Raw genomic sequence first — 13487 nt, forward strand, 5'->3', positions numbered from 1 at the left:
TTTGAGATTTTACTGCCACTCAAGCGGCATTCGAAACGACCGAATTGAGTCGCGCCACCGCGTCGCGCATTTCCACTTCGAGCGTCCGCATGAGTTCCGCAGCGGGCAGCGCGCGGGACAAGGGCGCAGCCTGACCGGCCCATTGCGCGCCATAACCGAACTCGCCCTTGGCCTTGGCCGCCGCATTCAACGCCTTGCCCGCGTCGTAGGTGATGGGATAGGCGGGCACGGTTTTCGGGCTCCCTGCCTCGTGCAAGATCTGCGTGAATTTGTTCACGATCGAGCGCGCCGCGCGGCCGGAAATGGCCTCCGTGAAGGTGGTGTGTTCGGCGGCAGCGCCGAGCAACGCTTTGCGATAACCGTCGTCGACCGACGTTTCCGGACACGAAACGAACGCCGTTCCCAGTTGCGCCGCCGATGCGCCGAGCGCCAGCGCCGCCACGATGCCCGCGCCGTCCATGATGCCGCCCGACGCGATCACCGGCAGGCTGCATTTCGCGGCCACGAGCCGCGTGAGCGCGAACGTGCCGAGATAATCGTCGTGCGGCGTGGCGTCGAAGATACCGCGATGGCCGCCCGCTTCGATACCTTGCACGACGATCGCATCGACACCGGCCGCCTCGACCTGACGCGCTTCATCCAGATTGGTCGCGCTCGCGAGCAGACGAATCCCAGCCTGTTTGTAAGCGGCAATCAGCGCGGCATCCGGCAAACCGAAATGAAAACTCACGACTGCCGGACGCGCGTCGAGCAGCATCGTCTGCATCGCCTCGTCGGCGACGAAGCTGGTGTAGATCTCGCGCAATTGCGCCGGCGGCTCGGCGTCGTACAGCGCGAAGTAGCGCTGCAGCCATTTGAGCCAGGTTTGCTCGACCTCGCGATTCGCCACCGCAGGCGCGTGGCAAAAGAGATTCACGTTGAACGGTTTCTGCGTCAGCGCGCGCGTGGCGTCGATGGCCTTGCGCGCGTCGGCGGCATTCATGGCGCCCAGGCCAAGCGAGCCGAGGCCGCCGGCATTCGACACTGCCGCAGCCAGCGCGGGCGTCGCCACGCCCGCCATCGGCGCCTGAATGATGGGCTTCTCGATGCCCAGGATTTCCAGAAGCGTGCCTGAAGATTTCACGTTCATGATGACCTCATTTCGTTCGCTGAACCGCGAGGAGTGATGCGCCTGTCAATACGACATCATCTTACATGGAAATTATTTACATAATATCAATCTTTTTATGAGATTAATCGCGCAGGCGCGCAGGCCATCATGTTTCGATGTCAGATTGCCCGACGCGCGCGCTCAAGCGCGCAAGCCCACCGGCACGTTGAGCGTGGTCTTCACACGCTCCATCGCCACGAAGGTTCGGAAACTCCTCACATTCCCTTCCGCGAAAAACAGCGAGCGCGTCAGCGCGGTGTACTCGGCCATATCCCGCACGCAGAAAATCAGAATGAAATCGACATCGCCGGTCACGTAATAACACTGCTGGACCTGCTCGCACGCTTCGAAGCGTGCCTTCATTGCGTCGAGTAATTCGACCGCTTCATTCTCGGCCGATACATGCGTGATCACCGTGACATGCGAACCGAGCGCGCCCGGATTCAACACGCTGCAATCGCTTTCGATCACACCGCTCTTGCGCAGACGTTGCAGACGCCGTGCGACGGACGGCACCGAAAGATTGATCTGCTGACCGATTTCCCGATGCGGAACCTGATTGTCCCGCTGGACGATGTCGAGAATCTTGAGGTCGAAATCATCGAGTTCGATGCCGCGGTCGGTCGTGGCCATGAGAAAAATTCTCGTATTGAAGTGCAAGGAAGAAGCCGGATTTACGTGCGTAAACCGCAGTCGAGCGTGAGAATTTATTGCATTCTCCACTCGAATTACGATTACAAATAACGCACGCATCGCAATATTATTTCACGCATCGAATCGACGCCATGTCTTACGGAGTGTGTTAAATGCTGATCGCCAATCCGCGCGCCACGTGTGCCGCTTACCCTTCCTCGCTGCAAACTATCCTGAACGTGCGCGCGGCGGATGAAAGCGGAACGTGGCTCTCCAGTTGGGGCCAGCTTTCGCGCTCCGCCACGCCTTTGTGGGATCTGCCCGATGCGGCCTCGGCGCTGGGCATCGCGCGCCTGAGCGTGAAAGACGAAGGATTGCGCTCGCCGCTCGGCAGTTTCAAGGCGCTCGGCGCGCCGATCGCGCTGACGCGGCTGATCCTGCGTCTCTGGCACACGCACGAGCTGAATCCACAGCGCCTGCTGCGCGGCGATTACGCCGACCTGCTCGCGTCGCTCACGGTCATCAGTGCGACGGACGGCAACCACGGCAAAGCGCTGGCCGCGGCCGCACGCGATATCGGCTGCCAATGCGTGATCGTGCTTCATGCCAACGTCAGCCGCGAACGCGAGGACGCCATCGCGCACTACGGCGCACGCATCGTCCGGATTGAAGGCGACTACGACGCGTCCGTCGAACATGCCGCGACACTCGCGGCGGACAATCAATGGCATGTCGTCTCGGACACCTCGTACGACGGCTACGAAACAATTCCGCGCGACGTCATGCAGGGCTACGGCGTGATTGCGGCCGAGACGCTTTCGCAACTCGACAGCCCGGTCACGCACGTGTTTCTGCAAGGCGGTGTCGGCGGCCTGGCGGCGGGCGTCGCCAGTTATCTCTGGGAACACTTCGGCGCGCAGCGACCGCAATTCATCGTCGTCGAACCGCAACAGGCCGACTGTCTGTATCAAAGCGCGATGGCGGGCCGCGCGACTCGCGCAACGGGCAGCGTCGATTCGGTGATGGCCGGACTGGCCTGCGGCGAAGCCTCGCCGCTCGCGTGGAAAATTCTCGAGGGCTGCATCGACCACTTCATGACCATCAGCGACGACGACGCCGTGGCCGCCATGCGTGCGCTCGCCGCCGGCTCGGAACGCGATGCGCCATTGGTCGTGGGCGAATCGGGCGCGGCAGGATTCGCCGGCCTGAGCGAACTCATACGGAATCCTGAATTTTCACTGCAAGTCGGCTTGGGATCGGCATCGCACGTGCTCGTTATCAACACGGAAGGCGCGACGGCGCCCGGCGTCTACGAGGCGCTGGTCGGCGAGTCGGCGATCAGCGTCGGCACGCGCCAGGCGGCGTGGATGAACGCGATCGAACACTGACATCGGCACAACAAGTCACGAGACAGGTCACGACATGGAAACCTCGCTGCAAGAAAAGCTGCAAGGCTGGCGCCGCCAGTTGCACCAGCATCCCGAAACCGGGTTCGAAGAAGTCCAAACGTCCGATTACGTCGCGAACATTCTCAAGACGCTTGGCATGGACGTGCACCGGAACATCGGCGGAACCGGACTCGTCGCCAATCTGAAAGTCGGCAACGGAACGCGGGCGATCGGCCTGCGCGCCGAGATGGACGCGCTGAATATCGCCGAGCAGGCGCCCGGCCGACCCTATGCGTCGTGCAACGCGGGCAAGATGCACGCTTGCGGCCACGACGGACATATGGCGATGATCCTCGGCGCGGCGCAACTGCTCGCGGAACGTCGCGATTTCGACGGCACGGTGCGCTTCATCTTTCAGCCCGCCGAAGAACACGGACGCGGCGCCAAGGCCATGATGGCCGACGGTTTGTTCGAGCGCTTTCCCGTCGACGCCATCTTCGGCGTGCACAATATGCCCGGCCTGCCCGCAGGCAGCATCTCGACGCGATCCGGCGGCGTCATGGCCAGCGAAGATAACTTCGTTATCCATATCAAAGCGCGTGGCACGCATGCGGCGCGGCCGCATATGGGCGTCGATCCTGTGGTGATTGCCGCGCAGATCGTGCTCGCGTTGCAGACGATCGTTTCGCGCAATCTGGATCCGAGCCAGAGCGCCGTTATTTCGTGCACGGAAATCATCACGGATGGTCTGCGCAACGTGATTCCTTCGAACGTCGTCATCAAAGGCGATACGCGCAGTTATTCGCCCGACGTGCAGCGTCTGCTGGCGACCCGCATGCGCGAAGTGAGCGAAGGCATTTGCCGCACACATGGCGCCGAATGCACGTTCGAGTACACACACGAATTCGTGCCGACCGTGAATACACCGGCATTCGTCGACGTGGCTGCGGCAGCAGCGAGCATGGTCGTCGGCGCGGACAAGGTCGACGCGAATGTTCAGCCGATGATGATTTCGGAAGACTTCGGCGCGTTTCTGCAGGTCGTGCCGGGCAATTTTGCGTTCATCGGCAACGGCATCGACGCGGACGACGGCGGCACGCCGCTGCACAATGCCGGCTACGATTTCAACGACAGCATCCTGACGACAGGCGCGCGGTATTTTGCGGAGATTGCGCGGATGCAGTTGGCGGCGAGGTGAGCGGCGTGTGGGGAGTTTCGTTGTATATTGAACAACAAAGGTTGTAGAATGGACAACAACCAGTCGTCAAATGGCGGCCAAGTGGTGTTCGAATGTTGTACAAAACACAACATTTGTTGTCTAATACACAACAACCCTCGCCGTTCGACAGGAGCCGCCATGAATGAAGCACTTTTCTCCGAGCTGTTTGGCGGCAGCGGCCGCTACAAGGTATTGCGACATCTATTCGAACATCCCGCGCAGTTTTACAGCGCGCGCAGGCTCGCCGAGGAAACCGGCGTCGATCCCGGCAACATTCATCGCTGGCTGCGCAAATGGACCGATGTGGGCATCCTGTGCGGTTCGGGCAAAACCGGTTATCAGGCGTCGCTCGATCCGGCGCTCGTGCCGCTCGGTGCCCTCTTTCGTCAGAGCAGCGAACTCGTCGACGGTCTGCGAAACACGCTCGAAGCCGTCCCGGGCATCGTGGCGGCCGTGATCTTCGGCTCTTACGCGCGCGGCGAGGAAAAGGCCGAGAGCGATATCGACGTGCTGATTGTCGGCGATGTGCCCGAACTGAAAGTCAACGCACTGCTCAAGCCGCTGGCGCGTCGATGCGGACGCCCCATCAATGCAAGCGTCATTCGGCCTGCGCTATATCGTGAACTCGTCAACAAGCAGGACGCGTTCGTCACCGACGTGCTGCACAATCCAACGATTCCGTTAATCGGAGCGCTGGATGCCCACACTTGACGACCTGCTGAACGAGCCCAACACACCCCTCGTTCGCCGCGCGGCGAACAAGGCGGATCTGCGCGCGTGGATCGGCGAGGCCGACAAGAAACTGCGCGACGCACGCAATACCGATATCAGCGAAAGCACACGCATGGACGCCGCCTACGACGCGGTCTTCTTCTGCGCCCTCGGCGTGATCTCCACGCAGGGCTGTCGCGCGACGGCGAGGCCCGGGCATCACGTCAAGGTGCTCGAAGCGGCGGCCATCGTCATGAAGACGCCGCAACGCCTGCAGGACAGCGTCGAGGCCTTGCAGGACTGGCGGAACCGCAAGTATGTGGCGGCTTTTCTTGCGACGGAAGGCGATGTGGCCGAGGCGATCGAAACGGCACAGACGTATCAGGCGAAGGTCTTCGACTGGCTCCAGGCCAACGCCGCGACGCTGCTCAAGTAAAAGCGACTCGCCCCCTCACTTCGCCTTCGGCACCAACCGCAAAAACGCCCGCACCGCGGGTGCGCGCTCGTGCCTGCGGCACACGAGCGCCAACTCCGACGTAATCGGCTTGCCCGCAATCCGCCGATACACGATGCCCGGCAAGCTCACACAGCCCGCCAGCGCGTCGGGAATCACCGCCACCCAGCCGTTCACCGACACGCACGCAAGCACCGCCAGCAAGCCGCCCGGCCGCGCCGCGATGCGCGGCACGAAGCGCCCGCGACGCGCGAGTTCGAGCGTGCCGAACTCCTGCTCCGGCACCGCGAAACTGGCCTCCGCGAGATCGGCCGGCCGCAGCGTCTCCAGCGCCGCATAGGGCGAATCCGCCGGCACCGCCGCCACGAAGGCGTCGCGCTGCAAGGTGAACACGCGCACCGTGTCGGGCAGCGTGAGCGGCGGGCGCACGTAAGCGACGTCGAGCAGACCCGTCTCCAGACGCCGCGCCACGTCTTCCATCGGGATCTCGGTCACGCTCACTTCCACGCGCGGCCACGCGGCGCGAAACTCGCCGATCGAGCGTTGCAGCGCGCCCGAATAGACCGCCGACGACACATAGCCCGCCACGATCCGCCCCACCTCGCCGCGCGCCGCCAGCGCCGCGAGTTCCTGACCGCGCTGCAGATGTTCGAGCGCCGCCGCCGCTTCGGGCAGATACGCCTCGCCCGCCGCGGTCAGCGACACCGCCGTGCGCGAACGATGAAACAGCCGCGCGCCCAGATGACGCTCGGCCTCCTGAACGTGGCGCGTGAGCGCGGGCGGCGCCATGTCGAGCTCTTCGGCCGCGCGCGCGAAATGCAGATGCCGCGCCACGCTGAGGAAGGCCCGCACGTGGCGCAGTTCGAGACGACTCATGATTACCGGTTTCGTGAAGCAAATTGCCATTTTATGGCAATGACTGATAACCGTCGATGATGCGACGATGCGGGCTCTTTCTTCGCGTCTTTTTCTTCACGTCTTTTCCAGCGCGCCACCATCGCTCATCGCCATGTCCGATTCGTCCGTTTCCAGCGTCGCGCTCGACTCCGCCGCGCCGACCGATCCGCACCCGGATTCGTTTTCCAGCCGCCATCCGAACGTCACGCTTGCCGTCGCGTCCGCGACCTGCGCGCTGATCGTGCTCGACACCAACGTGGTCGCCGTGTCGTTGCCCGCGATCGCGCACGCTTTTCACGCGAGTTTCGCCGACATCGAATGGGTCGTGAGCGCCTACATGACCGCGTTCGCCGCCTGCCTGCTGCCTGCCGGTGCAATCGCCGACCGCTTCGGCCGCCGTCGCGTGCTGCAATGCGGCCTCGCGCTGTTCGCGCTCGCTTCGCTCGGCTGCGGCGCGGCGCCCACGGCGGCGCTGCTGATCGCCGCGCGCGCCGTGAAAGGCCTGGGCGCGGCGCTGTTGCTCACGTCTGCGCTCGCCGTGATCGCGCACCGCTTCGCACAGGGCCCGTCGCGCGAGCGCGCATGGGCGATCTGGGGCATGTGCATGGGCATCGCGACCGCCATCGCGCCGTGGGTCGGCGGCGCGATCACGCAATGGGTCGGCTGGCGCTGGATCTTTCTGATGAATCTGCCCGTGTGCGCGGTGCTCGCGCTCGGCGCGCGGCGCGCCATCGACGAATCGCGCGATCCGCACGCCAAGCGCCTCGATCTGCCCGGCGGCATGCTTTTCGCAGCGGCGCTCGCGTGCGCCGTGTCGACGCTGATCGGCATTCCCGCGCACGGCTGGCAATCGGGCGCCACGCTCGGACGGGGCGCAGCGAGCATCGCGCTGTTCGCACTCTTCATCTGCAGCCAGCGCTGGCAAACACGGCCGATGATCGATCTGCGCCTGTTCCGGCGCGCGCGCTTCGTCGGCGCGCTGCTCGGCATGTTCGGTTACGCGGCCTGCGCTCAGGTCATGATGACCTTCCTGCCGCTCTATTTGCAGATCGCGTTCGGCTTCACCGCGCTGCAGGCGGGTCTCGGCATGCTGCCGTTCGCGGCGGCGATGATCGCCGGGCCGTCGCTCGGCGCAGCGCTCGCGCGGCGCGTCACGACGGGCGGCGTGCTGAGCGCGGGCCTCGCGCTGATCGGCGCGGGCAATCTCGCGATGGCCGCGTGCGCGGCGGGCGGCCACTATCTCGCCGTGGCGTTCGCGATGCTCGTGACCGGCACCGGCGCGGGCGTCATGAACGGCGACACGCAAAAAGCCATCATGGCCTGCGTGCCGCGCGAGCGCACGGGCATGGCCTCGGGCATCAGCACGACCACGCGATTCACGGCCATCGTGACCGCCGTCGGCGTGCTCGGCGCCGTGCTCGCGGTGCGCACGCACAGCGCGCTCGTGCAGTCGATCGCCAGCGTGCCGGCCGCGCTCCATGCCATCGACGCGCGTTTCATGGCGAGCCTGCTCGCAGGCGACCCCGGCGAGGCGCTGCGCACGCTCGACGCGCCCACCGCGCATCTGCTGGCGCAGGCCGCGCCGCTCGCGTTCGCGCACGGTTTCGCGCGGGCGTTGCTGGTGAGCGGCGTCGTGGCGCTGGTGAGCGCCATTGCAGTCAAACTGATGGCCGACGCACGCGATTGAATCGCGCCAATTATTTCGTCATCCGAACAATTCGACGAAAAAGAAAATGCGGGCTCGCCGCGAAGGACGAACCCGCATCGTTCGATCGACACGCGCGGCCCAAGCCGCGCGCGCCAGTCACACGACCCGTCGATCAGAACGCGTGACGCATGCCCACCGTGACGGCAACCTGCGTGTCCGTCGACGACGGCGACAGCGTGTTGATCATCGCGTGCGAGAGCACCGAGCCTTCCGGCGCGCCGTGGACGTTCTGGTACACGCCTTCGAGGTAGAAGTCCGTGCGCTTGCTGATCGCGTAGTCCGTTTGCAGCATCGCCGTATTCCAGCCCGGGTTCGAGCCGTTGTACGCGCCGTGCGTGTACGTGTAGGCGCCCGACACCGACCATGCCGGCGTCAGTGCGTACTTCACGTTCGCTTCGAAGTTGTCCAGACGCAGCGAGCCCGCGAGCGAGCCGGCCGAGTTGTCGCCGCTGCCGAGGTACGTGCCCGTGCCGAACGAGAACACGCCCGACGCGTTGTCGATCTGCGAGTGGCTCCAGACGAGGCCGGCCGTGACCGGGCCGTACGTGTAGTTGCCGCCCAGCGACCAGACGCGTTGACGTTGCGCCACGAAGTTCGCGCTCGCGTCGCTCGTTTGCACCGCGCCGCTGCCGTTGCCCGCGCCGTTCAGTTGCAGGTAGCCGGCTGCGAGGTTGATCGGGCCTTGTGCGTACGACACCGCGAAGCCGTACGAGCGGTTGCTTGCGAAGCTGGTCTGGTTGCTGAACGAGTACATCGTCTCGAACGTGACGCCGTACCACGTCGGGCTCGCGTACTTGACCGAGTTGTTGATGACGACCGAGTTCGCCGCGAGGTTGTCGTTTTCGAACGGATGCGCCGCGAGGCTGCCGCCCCACGTGTTGAATTCCGCCGTCAGCGGGCCGACGAGGTCGTTCATCACGTCGAACTGGCGGCCGAACGTGACCGTGCCGTATTGATCCGCCTGGAGACCGACCCACGCCTGCGAGCCGAACATGTCGCCCGAGAATGCCTGCGCGCCGTTGTTGAGGATGAAGCCTTGCTCGAGCTTGAAGATCGCCTTCAGACCGCCGCCGAGATCCTCCGTACCCTTCAGGCCGAACACCGTGTTCTGCGTCGAGCTGCTGTTGAGCTGCCAGTTGCTATGGCCCATCTGGTTGTTCGTGTAGACGAGACCGGTGTCGATGAGACCGTACAGCGTGACGCTGCTCTGGGCATGCGCGGAGACGGCAAAAGCGCCGGTAAGTGCGAGGGCGATTAGCGATTTTTTCATGTTTTATGGCTCCGGGTTTTGGCGTTAATTCATTGAATCGAATGCGCTTTCCACACAACACCTGTCGAGGCGGCCAGTGCGTTTCGCAGATCCATGCGAATCGCGCTTGAATTGCGAAATACCTCAATAACGACAAGCGATTATTGCGAACGACGCAATGCCGACCTTCACTTGCAAGACAAGGCAGGCATGCCGGGCAGGCCGCTCGTGGCGCCGCGCCCAGTGGCGGAAATAACGATCAGGCGCATCATAAGGCTTCGAAAATAAAAATTGCGTTGAAATTGAGGCAGGCGTTGCGCCGAAAGAACACCTGCCAATAACGCGTGCATCGGCGGTGCAATTCGCGCCCCAAAAAAGCGCATGCGATGCAATAAATCGACCATTCAGACGCGATCGTAAAGAAAATGAAATCTGAATCGCGATATATCGATTAAGCCGGACGTGAACATTACGCGCGTTCAATGCGTAATTCATAAGCGTATTCAAGACGCGATTCAAATCGCCATTCAGATGACGAATGCGCTCGCCATGCGGCGTTAGAATCCGCAGCACGCGTGCGCCACGTCCGATCCGGCGCGAGCCGTCGCGCGACCCGAACCGCCAGCCACGGAGACACCCCATGACGACCGCTACGCCGCCCGCCGCCGTTCTGTATCGCGGCGGCCTCGTCGAGACCACCCACTTCGCCCATATCGCCGTCGTCGATGCGCACGGTGCGCTGCTTTACGCGTTCGGCGATCCACATCGGCTCACGCTCGTGCGTTCGGCGGCCAAACCCGCGCAGGCGCTGGCCGTCATCGAAACGGGCGCGCTCGATCGTCTCGGTTTCGACGACGCCGATCTCGCGCTCATGTGCGGCTCGAACAACAGCGAAGCGCGCCATATCGAACGCACGCTCGCCATGCTCGCGAAGGTGGGCGCGCACGAAGCCGACATGCGCTGCGGCGGCCATCCGCCCTTGTCGGATGCCGTCTGGCGCGACTGGATCAAACGCGGCTTCGAGCCGGGCCCGGCGTGCAGCAACTGCTCGGGCAAGCACGCGGGAATGCTCGCGGGGGCGCGCGCGATCGGCGCGCCGCTGGAGGATTACCACCTCGCGGGGCATCCGCTGCAACTGCGCGTGAAGCATGCGGTCGCCGAGGTCTGCGATTTACCCGACGACGGCGTGCAATGGGCGATCGACGGCTGCAATCTGCCCACGCCGGCCTTCCCGCTCGATCGTCTCGCGCGCCTGTACGCAAAGCTCGCCGACGCAGCCGACACCCTCGAACGCGACGACGCCACCCGCGCTTCCCCGCGCACGCAGGCGCTCGCCCGCATCCATCGCGCGATGACCACGCATCCGGAGATGGTCGCGGGCGAGCAGCGCTTCTGCACGACGCTCATGCGGGCGTTCGGCGGCGACGTGGTCGGCAAGGTGGGCGCGGCGGGCAGCTACGCGATCGGCGTGAGACCGAATGGGAAGCGCGGCTCACAGCAAGCGAACGCGCTCGGCATCGCCGTGAAAGTGGAAGACGGGAATCAGACCGCGCTGTATGCGATCGTCGTGGAGGTGTTGCGGCAGCTCGGCATTGGCACGCCTGAGCAACTGGCCGCCTTGCGCGCGTACGACACGCCGCACGTGCTCAATACGCGAGGCGTCGACACAGGCGCGCTCGAAGCGCGTTTCACGCTCGCCCGAGCCTGATCGATCAAACGAGGAAGCGATAAACGAGAAAGCGCCGCGCGGTCTTCACCGCGCGGCGCCGGCAACACGAGACGCAGGCGTTAGAGCACCGCCACGACCTTCACGTCGCTGCGGTCCGCCGAAGCCACGACCTTGCCGTCCACGCGACGGAACGTGAGCGTGACCGACGCGTTGCCCACCCGCAGATGTCCGACTTCGAGCCAGTCGATGCCTTCGGGCAGCATCGGCTGCTCGATGCGCACTTCACGGCGCGTGGCGTCGATGCTCACGCCCAGACACGCCTCCAGCATCATGAACGGCGAACCCGCCGCCCAGGCCTGCGGCAGACACGCGACCGGATACGCGGTGGGCGGCGAGCCGCGTCGACGCGGGAAACCGCAGAACAGCTCGGGCAGACGCATGTCGAACGTTACCGCCGCCTCGAACAGCGCCTGCAGCAATCGCACCGCCGCTTCCTTGCGCCCGTAACGCGCGAGGCCGCGCGCGCACAGCGCGTTGTCGTGCGGCCAGACCGAGCCGTTGTGATACGCCATCGGATTGAAGCGCGCCTGGCCCGCCGCGAGCGTACGCACGCCCCAGCCCGTATGAAACAGCGCCGATTCGAGAATCTCCGCGACCGCGCGTCCGCGTTCATACTCGGGCAACCCGAAGGCCAGCAGATGACCGGCATTCGACGCGAGCACGCGGCACAGATCGCCGTGCCCGTCGAGCGCGATGCCGTAGAACTCCGACTCCGGCATCCAGTACTTCTCTTCCACGCAGCGGCGGATTTTCGCGGCGCGGCCCGCGTAGCGCGCGGCGTCCTCGATCAGACCGCGTTGCGTCGCGAAACGCGACATCGTCTCGAACGCCGCGCTCGCATAGGCCTGCACCTCGACGAGCGCGATCGGCCCGTCGGGAAAGCGGCCATCGGCGTGAAAGACCGAATCATGGCTGTCTTTCCAGCCTTGATTCGCGAGCCCGCCTTCGGACTCGCGCCGGTAATCGAGCAGACCATGCGGATTGCGGTCGCACACGCCCGCGACCCAGCCCGCTGCGCGTTCGAGCGCGGGCCAGAGTTCGTCGATCAGCGCGAGGTCGCCGGTGCGCTCCACATAGGCGCCTGCCAGCACGACGAACAGCGGCGTCGAATCCACGCCGCCGTAGTAGAGCGCGAACGGCACTTCGCCCGTGGCCGCCATTTCGCTCTTGCGCAACTCGTGCATGATCTTGCCGACCTCGGCGTCGCGGAACGCCGAGTCCTCGCGCGCCTGATGCGCGGCGAGAAAGCGCAGCACGCCGCGCGCGAGCGCCGGTTGCAGCCACAGCGTTTGCAGCGACGTGATGATCGCGTCGCGGCCGAACGGCGTGGAGAACCACGGAATGCCCGCGTACGGATACGGCCCGGTCGGTAGATCGGTCGTCAGCAGACTGAGGTCGGCGATCGAACGGTTGATCCACGAATTGAAGAGCGGATTGCTCGAACGCACGCGCGCGGTCTGGCGGCGGCGTTCGCGCATCACGATGTGCGCGTCGACCAGCGCGGCGCGAATCGCCGCGCGGCCCACGCTCTGGCCGTTCGAGTCGGCGAGACAATGGCCCGGCTTGATGATGCCCGCGCTCGGCGTATCGGGCGCCGCGCCTTCGAGCGGCTCGACTTCGATCGCGACCGTGAGATAGAGCGACACGCAGGCCTGCGCCGGCAGCGCGACGGTGAAGTCGGCGCGATCGGCGAGCAGCTTGTCGGGCTTCGGCGAGAACTCGATGCTCACGCGCCGCGCAACTTTGTCGAGGCCGATATATTCGAGCCGCACTTCGCTGCCTTCCACGCGCGGCGGCTTGAGTTCGCCGCGCACTTCGCGCTTGAGGCCACGCACTTCGAACATGTCGCGGAAGTCGCTCGCGAACGAGATCGACAGCGGCACGACCGCTTCTTCCGTGCCGTAATTCGTGAGCTCGATGGCCTCGGTCATCATCGTGCCCGAGAGCACGCGCTCGCGTTCGACGTGAATCACGCCTTCGGGCGTGCTCGTGCCGCCGAGCGGCGGCAGCGGACGATTGGTGAAATGCGCGGTGAACGCCGTGTTGTCGCTGCTCACGCTGCCCGAAAGCAGTGACGGCACGCGGCCGCCGAACGTGAGACGCAGCGAGGACAGCACGCGCGTGTCGTTGACGAAGAGACCGTCGTCGATGCCGGTGATATCGCCGAGCGGATCGTTGACGATGAAGGTGTCGCCCGACTTCAGCACATGCTGGTCGGCGCTTGCGACTTCGGGGGTTTCGGGCGCGATGAAGGCGCCGTCGGCGGTTTGATCGGGATGATCCACGCCGCTCGAACGCGAGACGCCACCGAGTGTTTCAGGATCCTGCATTACGTTGTCTCCTTTAGAG

At 64.6% G+C, this 13487-nt stretch carries 12 protein-coding genes; 6 read left to right on the plus strand and 6 right to left on the minus strand.

Annotated elements, in window-relative coordinates:
• Nucleotides 1-19: 19 nt before the first annotated feature.
• Entirely contained in the window at nt 20-1129 is a 1110-nt protein-coding gene (locus tag SB764_RS04460; RefSeq protein ID WP_410862770.1) for an NAD(P)H-dependent flavin oxidoreductase, read from the minus strand.
• Nucleotides 1130-1291: 162 nt separating this feature from the next.
• Nucleotides 1292-1783 (minus strand): Lrp/AsnC family transcriptional regulator, encoded by a 492-nt coding sequence (locus SB764_RS04465; RefSeq protein WP_074982324.1) that lies wholly within the window; start codon nt 1781-1783, stop codon nt 1292-1294.
• Nucleotides 1784-1956: 173 nt separating this feature from the next.
• On the opposite strand from SB764_RS04465, the gene SB764_RS04470 reads away from it, so the two are divergent.
• The 4 genes from SB764_RS04470 to SB764_RS04485 are packed head-to-tail and all read left to right on the plus strand — an operon-like array spanning nt 1957 to nt 5537.
• A complete protein-coding gene (locus SB764_RS04470; RefSeq protein ID WP_321857801.1) occupies nt 1957-3171 on the plus strand; it encodes a diaminopropionate ammonia-lyase in 1215 nt (404 codons plus the stop codon).
• Nucleotides 3172-3205: 34 nt separating this feature from the next.
• The gene (locus SB764_RS04475; protein WP_183713570.1) at nt 3206-4369 is read left to right on the plus strand and encodes a M20 aminoacylase family protein; all 1164 of its coding nucleotides are present in this window, start codon (nt 3206-3208) and stop codon (nt 4367-4369) included.
• 48 nt (nt 4370-4417) lie between these two features.
• Nucleotides 4418-5101 (plus strand): nucleotidyltransferase domain-containing protein, encoded by a 684-nt coding sequence (locus tag SB764_RS04480; RefSeq protein WP_080180206.1) that lies wholly within the window; start codon nt 4418-4420, stop codon nt 5099-5101.
• On the plus strand, nt 5088-5537 hold the full coding sequence (locus tag SB764_RS04485) for a hypothetical protein (RefSeq protein ID WP_410862772.1): 450 nt from the start codon (nt 5088-5090) through the stop codon (nt 5535-5537). Before SB764_RS04480 ends, SB764_RS04485 begins: the two co-directional genes overlap by 14 nt.
• A gap of 15 nt (nt 5538-5552) precedes the next feature.
• Here the strand turns inward: SB764_RS04485 and SB764_RS04490 are convergent, their stop codons facing one another.
• Complete coding sequence (locus tag SB764_RS04490; RefSeq protein WP_065060687.1) at nt 5553-6431, minus strand: LysR family transcriptional regulator; 879 nt, start codon at nt 6429-6431, stop codon at nt 5553-5555.
• A gap of 133 nt (nt 6432-6564) precedes the next feature.
• On the opposite strand from SB764_RS04490, the gene SB764_RS04495 reads away from it, so the two are divergent.
• On the plus strand, nt 6565-8139 hold the full coding sequence (locus tag SB764_RS04495; protein ID WP_110326932.1) for an MFS transporter: 1575 nt from the start codon (nt 6565-6567) through the stop codon (nt 8137-8139).
• Nucleotides 8140-8272: 133 nt separating this feature from the next.
• Here the strand turns inward: SB764_RS04495 and SB764_RS04500 are convergent, their stop codons facing one another.
• Entirely contained in the window at nt 8273-9430 is a 1158-nt protein-coding gene (locus SB764_RS04500) for a porin (protein ID WP_065060685.1), read from the minus strand.
• A gap of 167 nt (nt 9431-9597) precedes the next feature.
• On the minus strand, nt 9598-9813 hold the full coding sequence (locus SB764_RS04505) for a hypothetical protein (RefSeq protein ID WP_146229948.1): 216 nt from the start codon (nt 9811-9813) through the stop codon (nt 9598-9600).
• Nucleotides 9814-10049: 236 nt separating this feature from the next.
• Between SB764_RS04505 and SB764_RS04510 the strand changes: the two genes are divergently transcribed.
• Nucleotides 10050-11117, plus strand: coding sequence for an asparaginase (locus SB764_RS04510; RefSeq protein WP_410862774.1), 1068 nt, complete (start codon nt 10050-10052; stop codon nt 11115-11117).
• A gap of 80 nt (nt 11118-11197) precedes the next feature.
• Here the strand turns inward: SB764_RS04510 and SB764_RS04515 are convergent, their stop codons facing one another.
• A complete protein-coding gene (locus tag SB764_RS04515) occupies nt 11198-13468 on the minus strand; it encodes an amylo-alpha-1,6-glucosidase (RefSeq protein WP_065060683.1) in 2271 nt (756 codons plus the stop codon).
• Nucleotides 13469-13487: the final 19 nt, after the last annotated feature.

The sequence above is a fragment of the Paraburkholderia sp. SIMBA_027 genome (assembly GCF_046535315.1).
GTDB lineage: Bacteria > Pseudomonadota > Gammaproteobacteria > Burkholderiales > Burkholderiaceae > Paraburkholderia > Paraburkholderia tropica.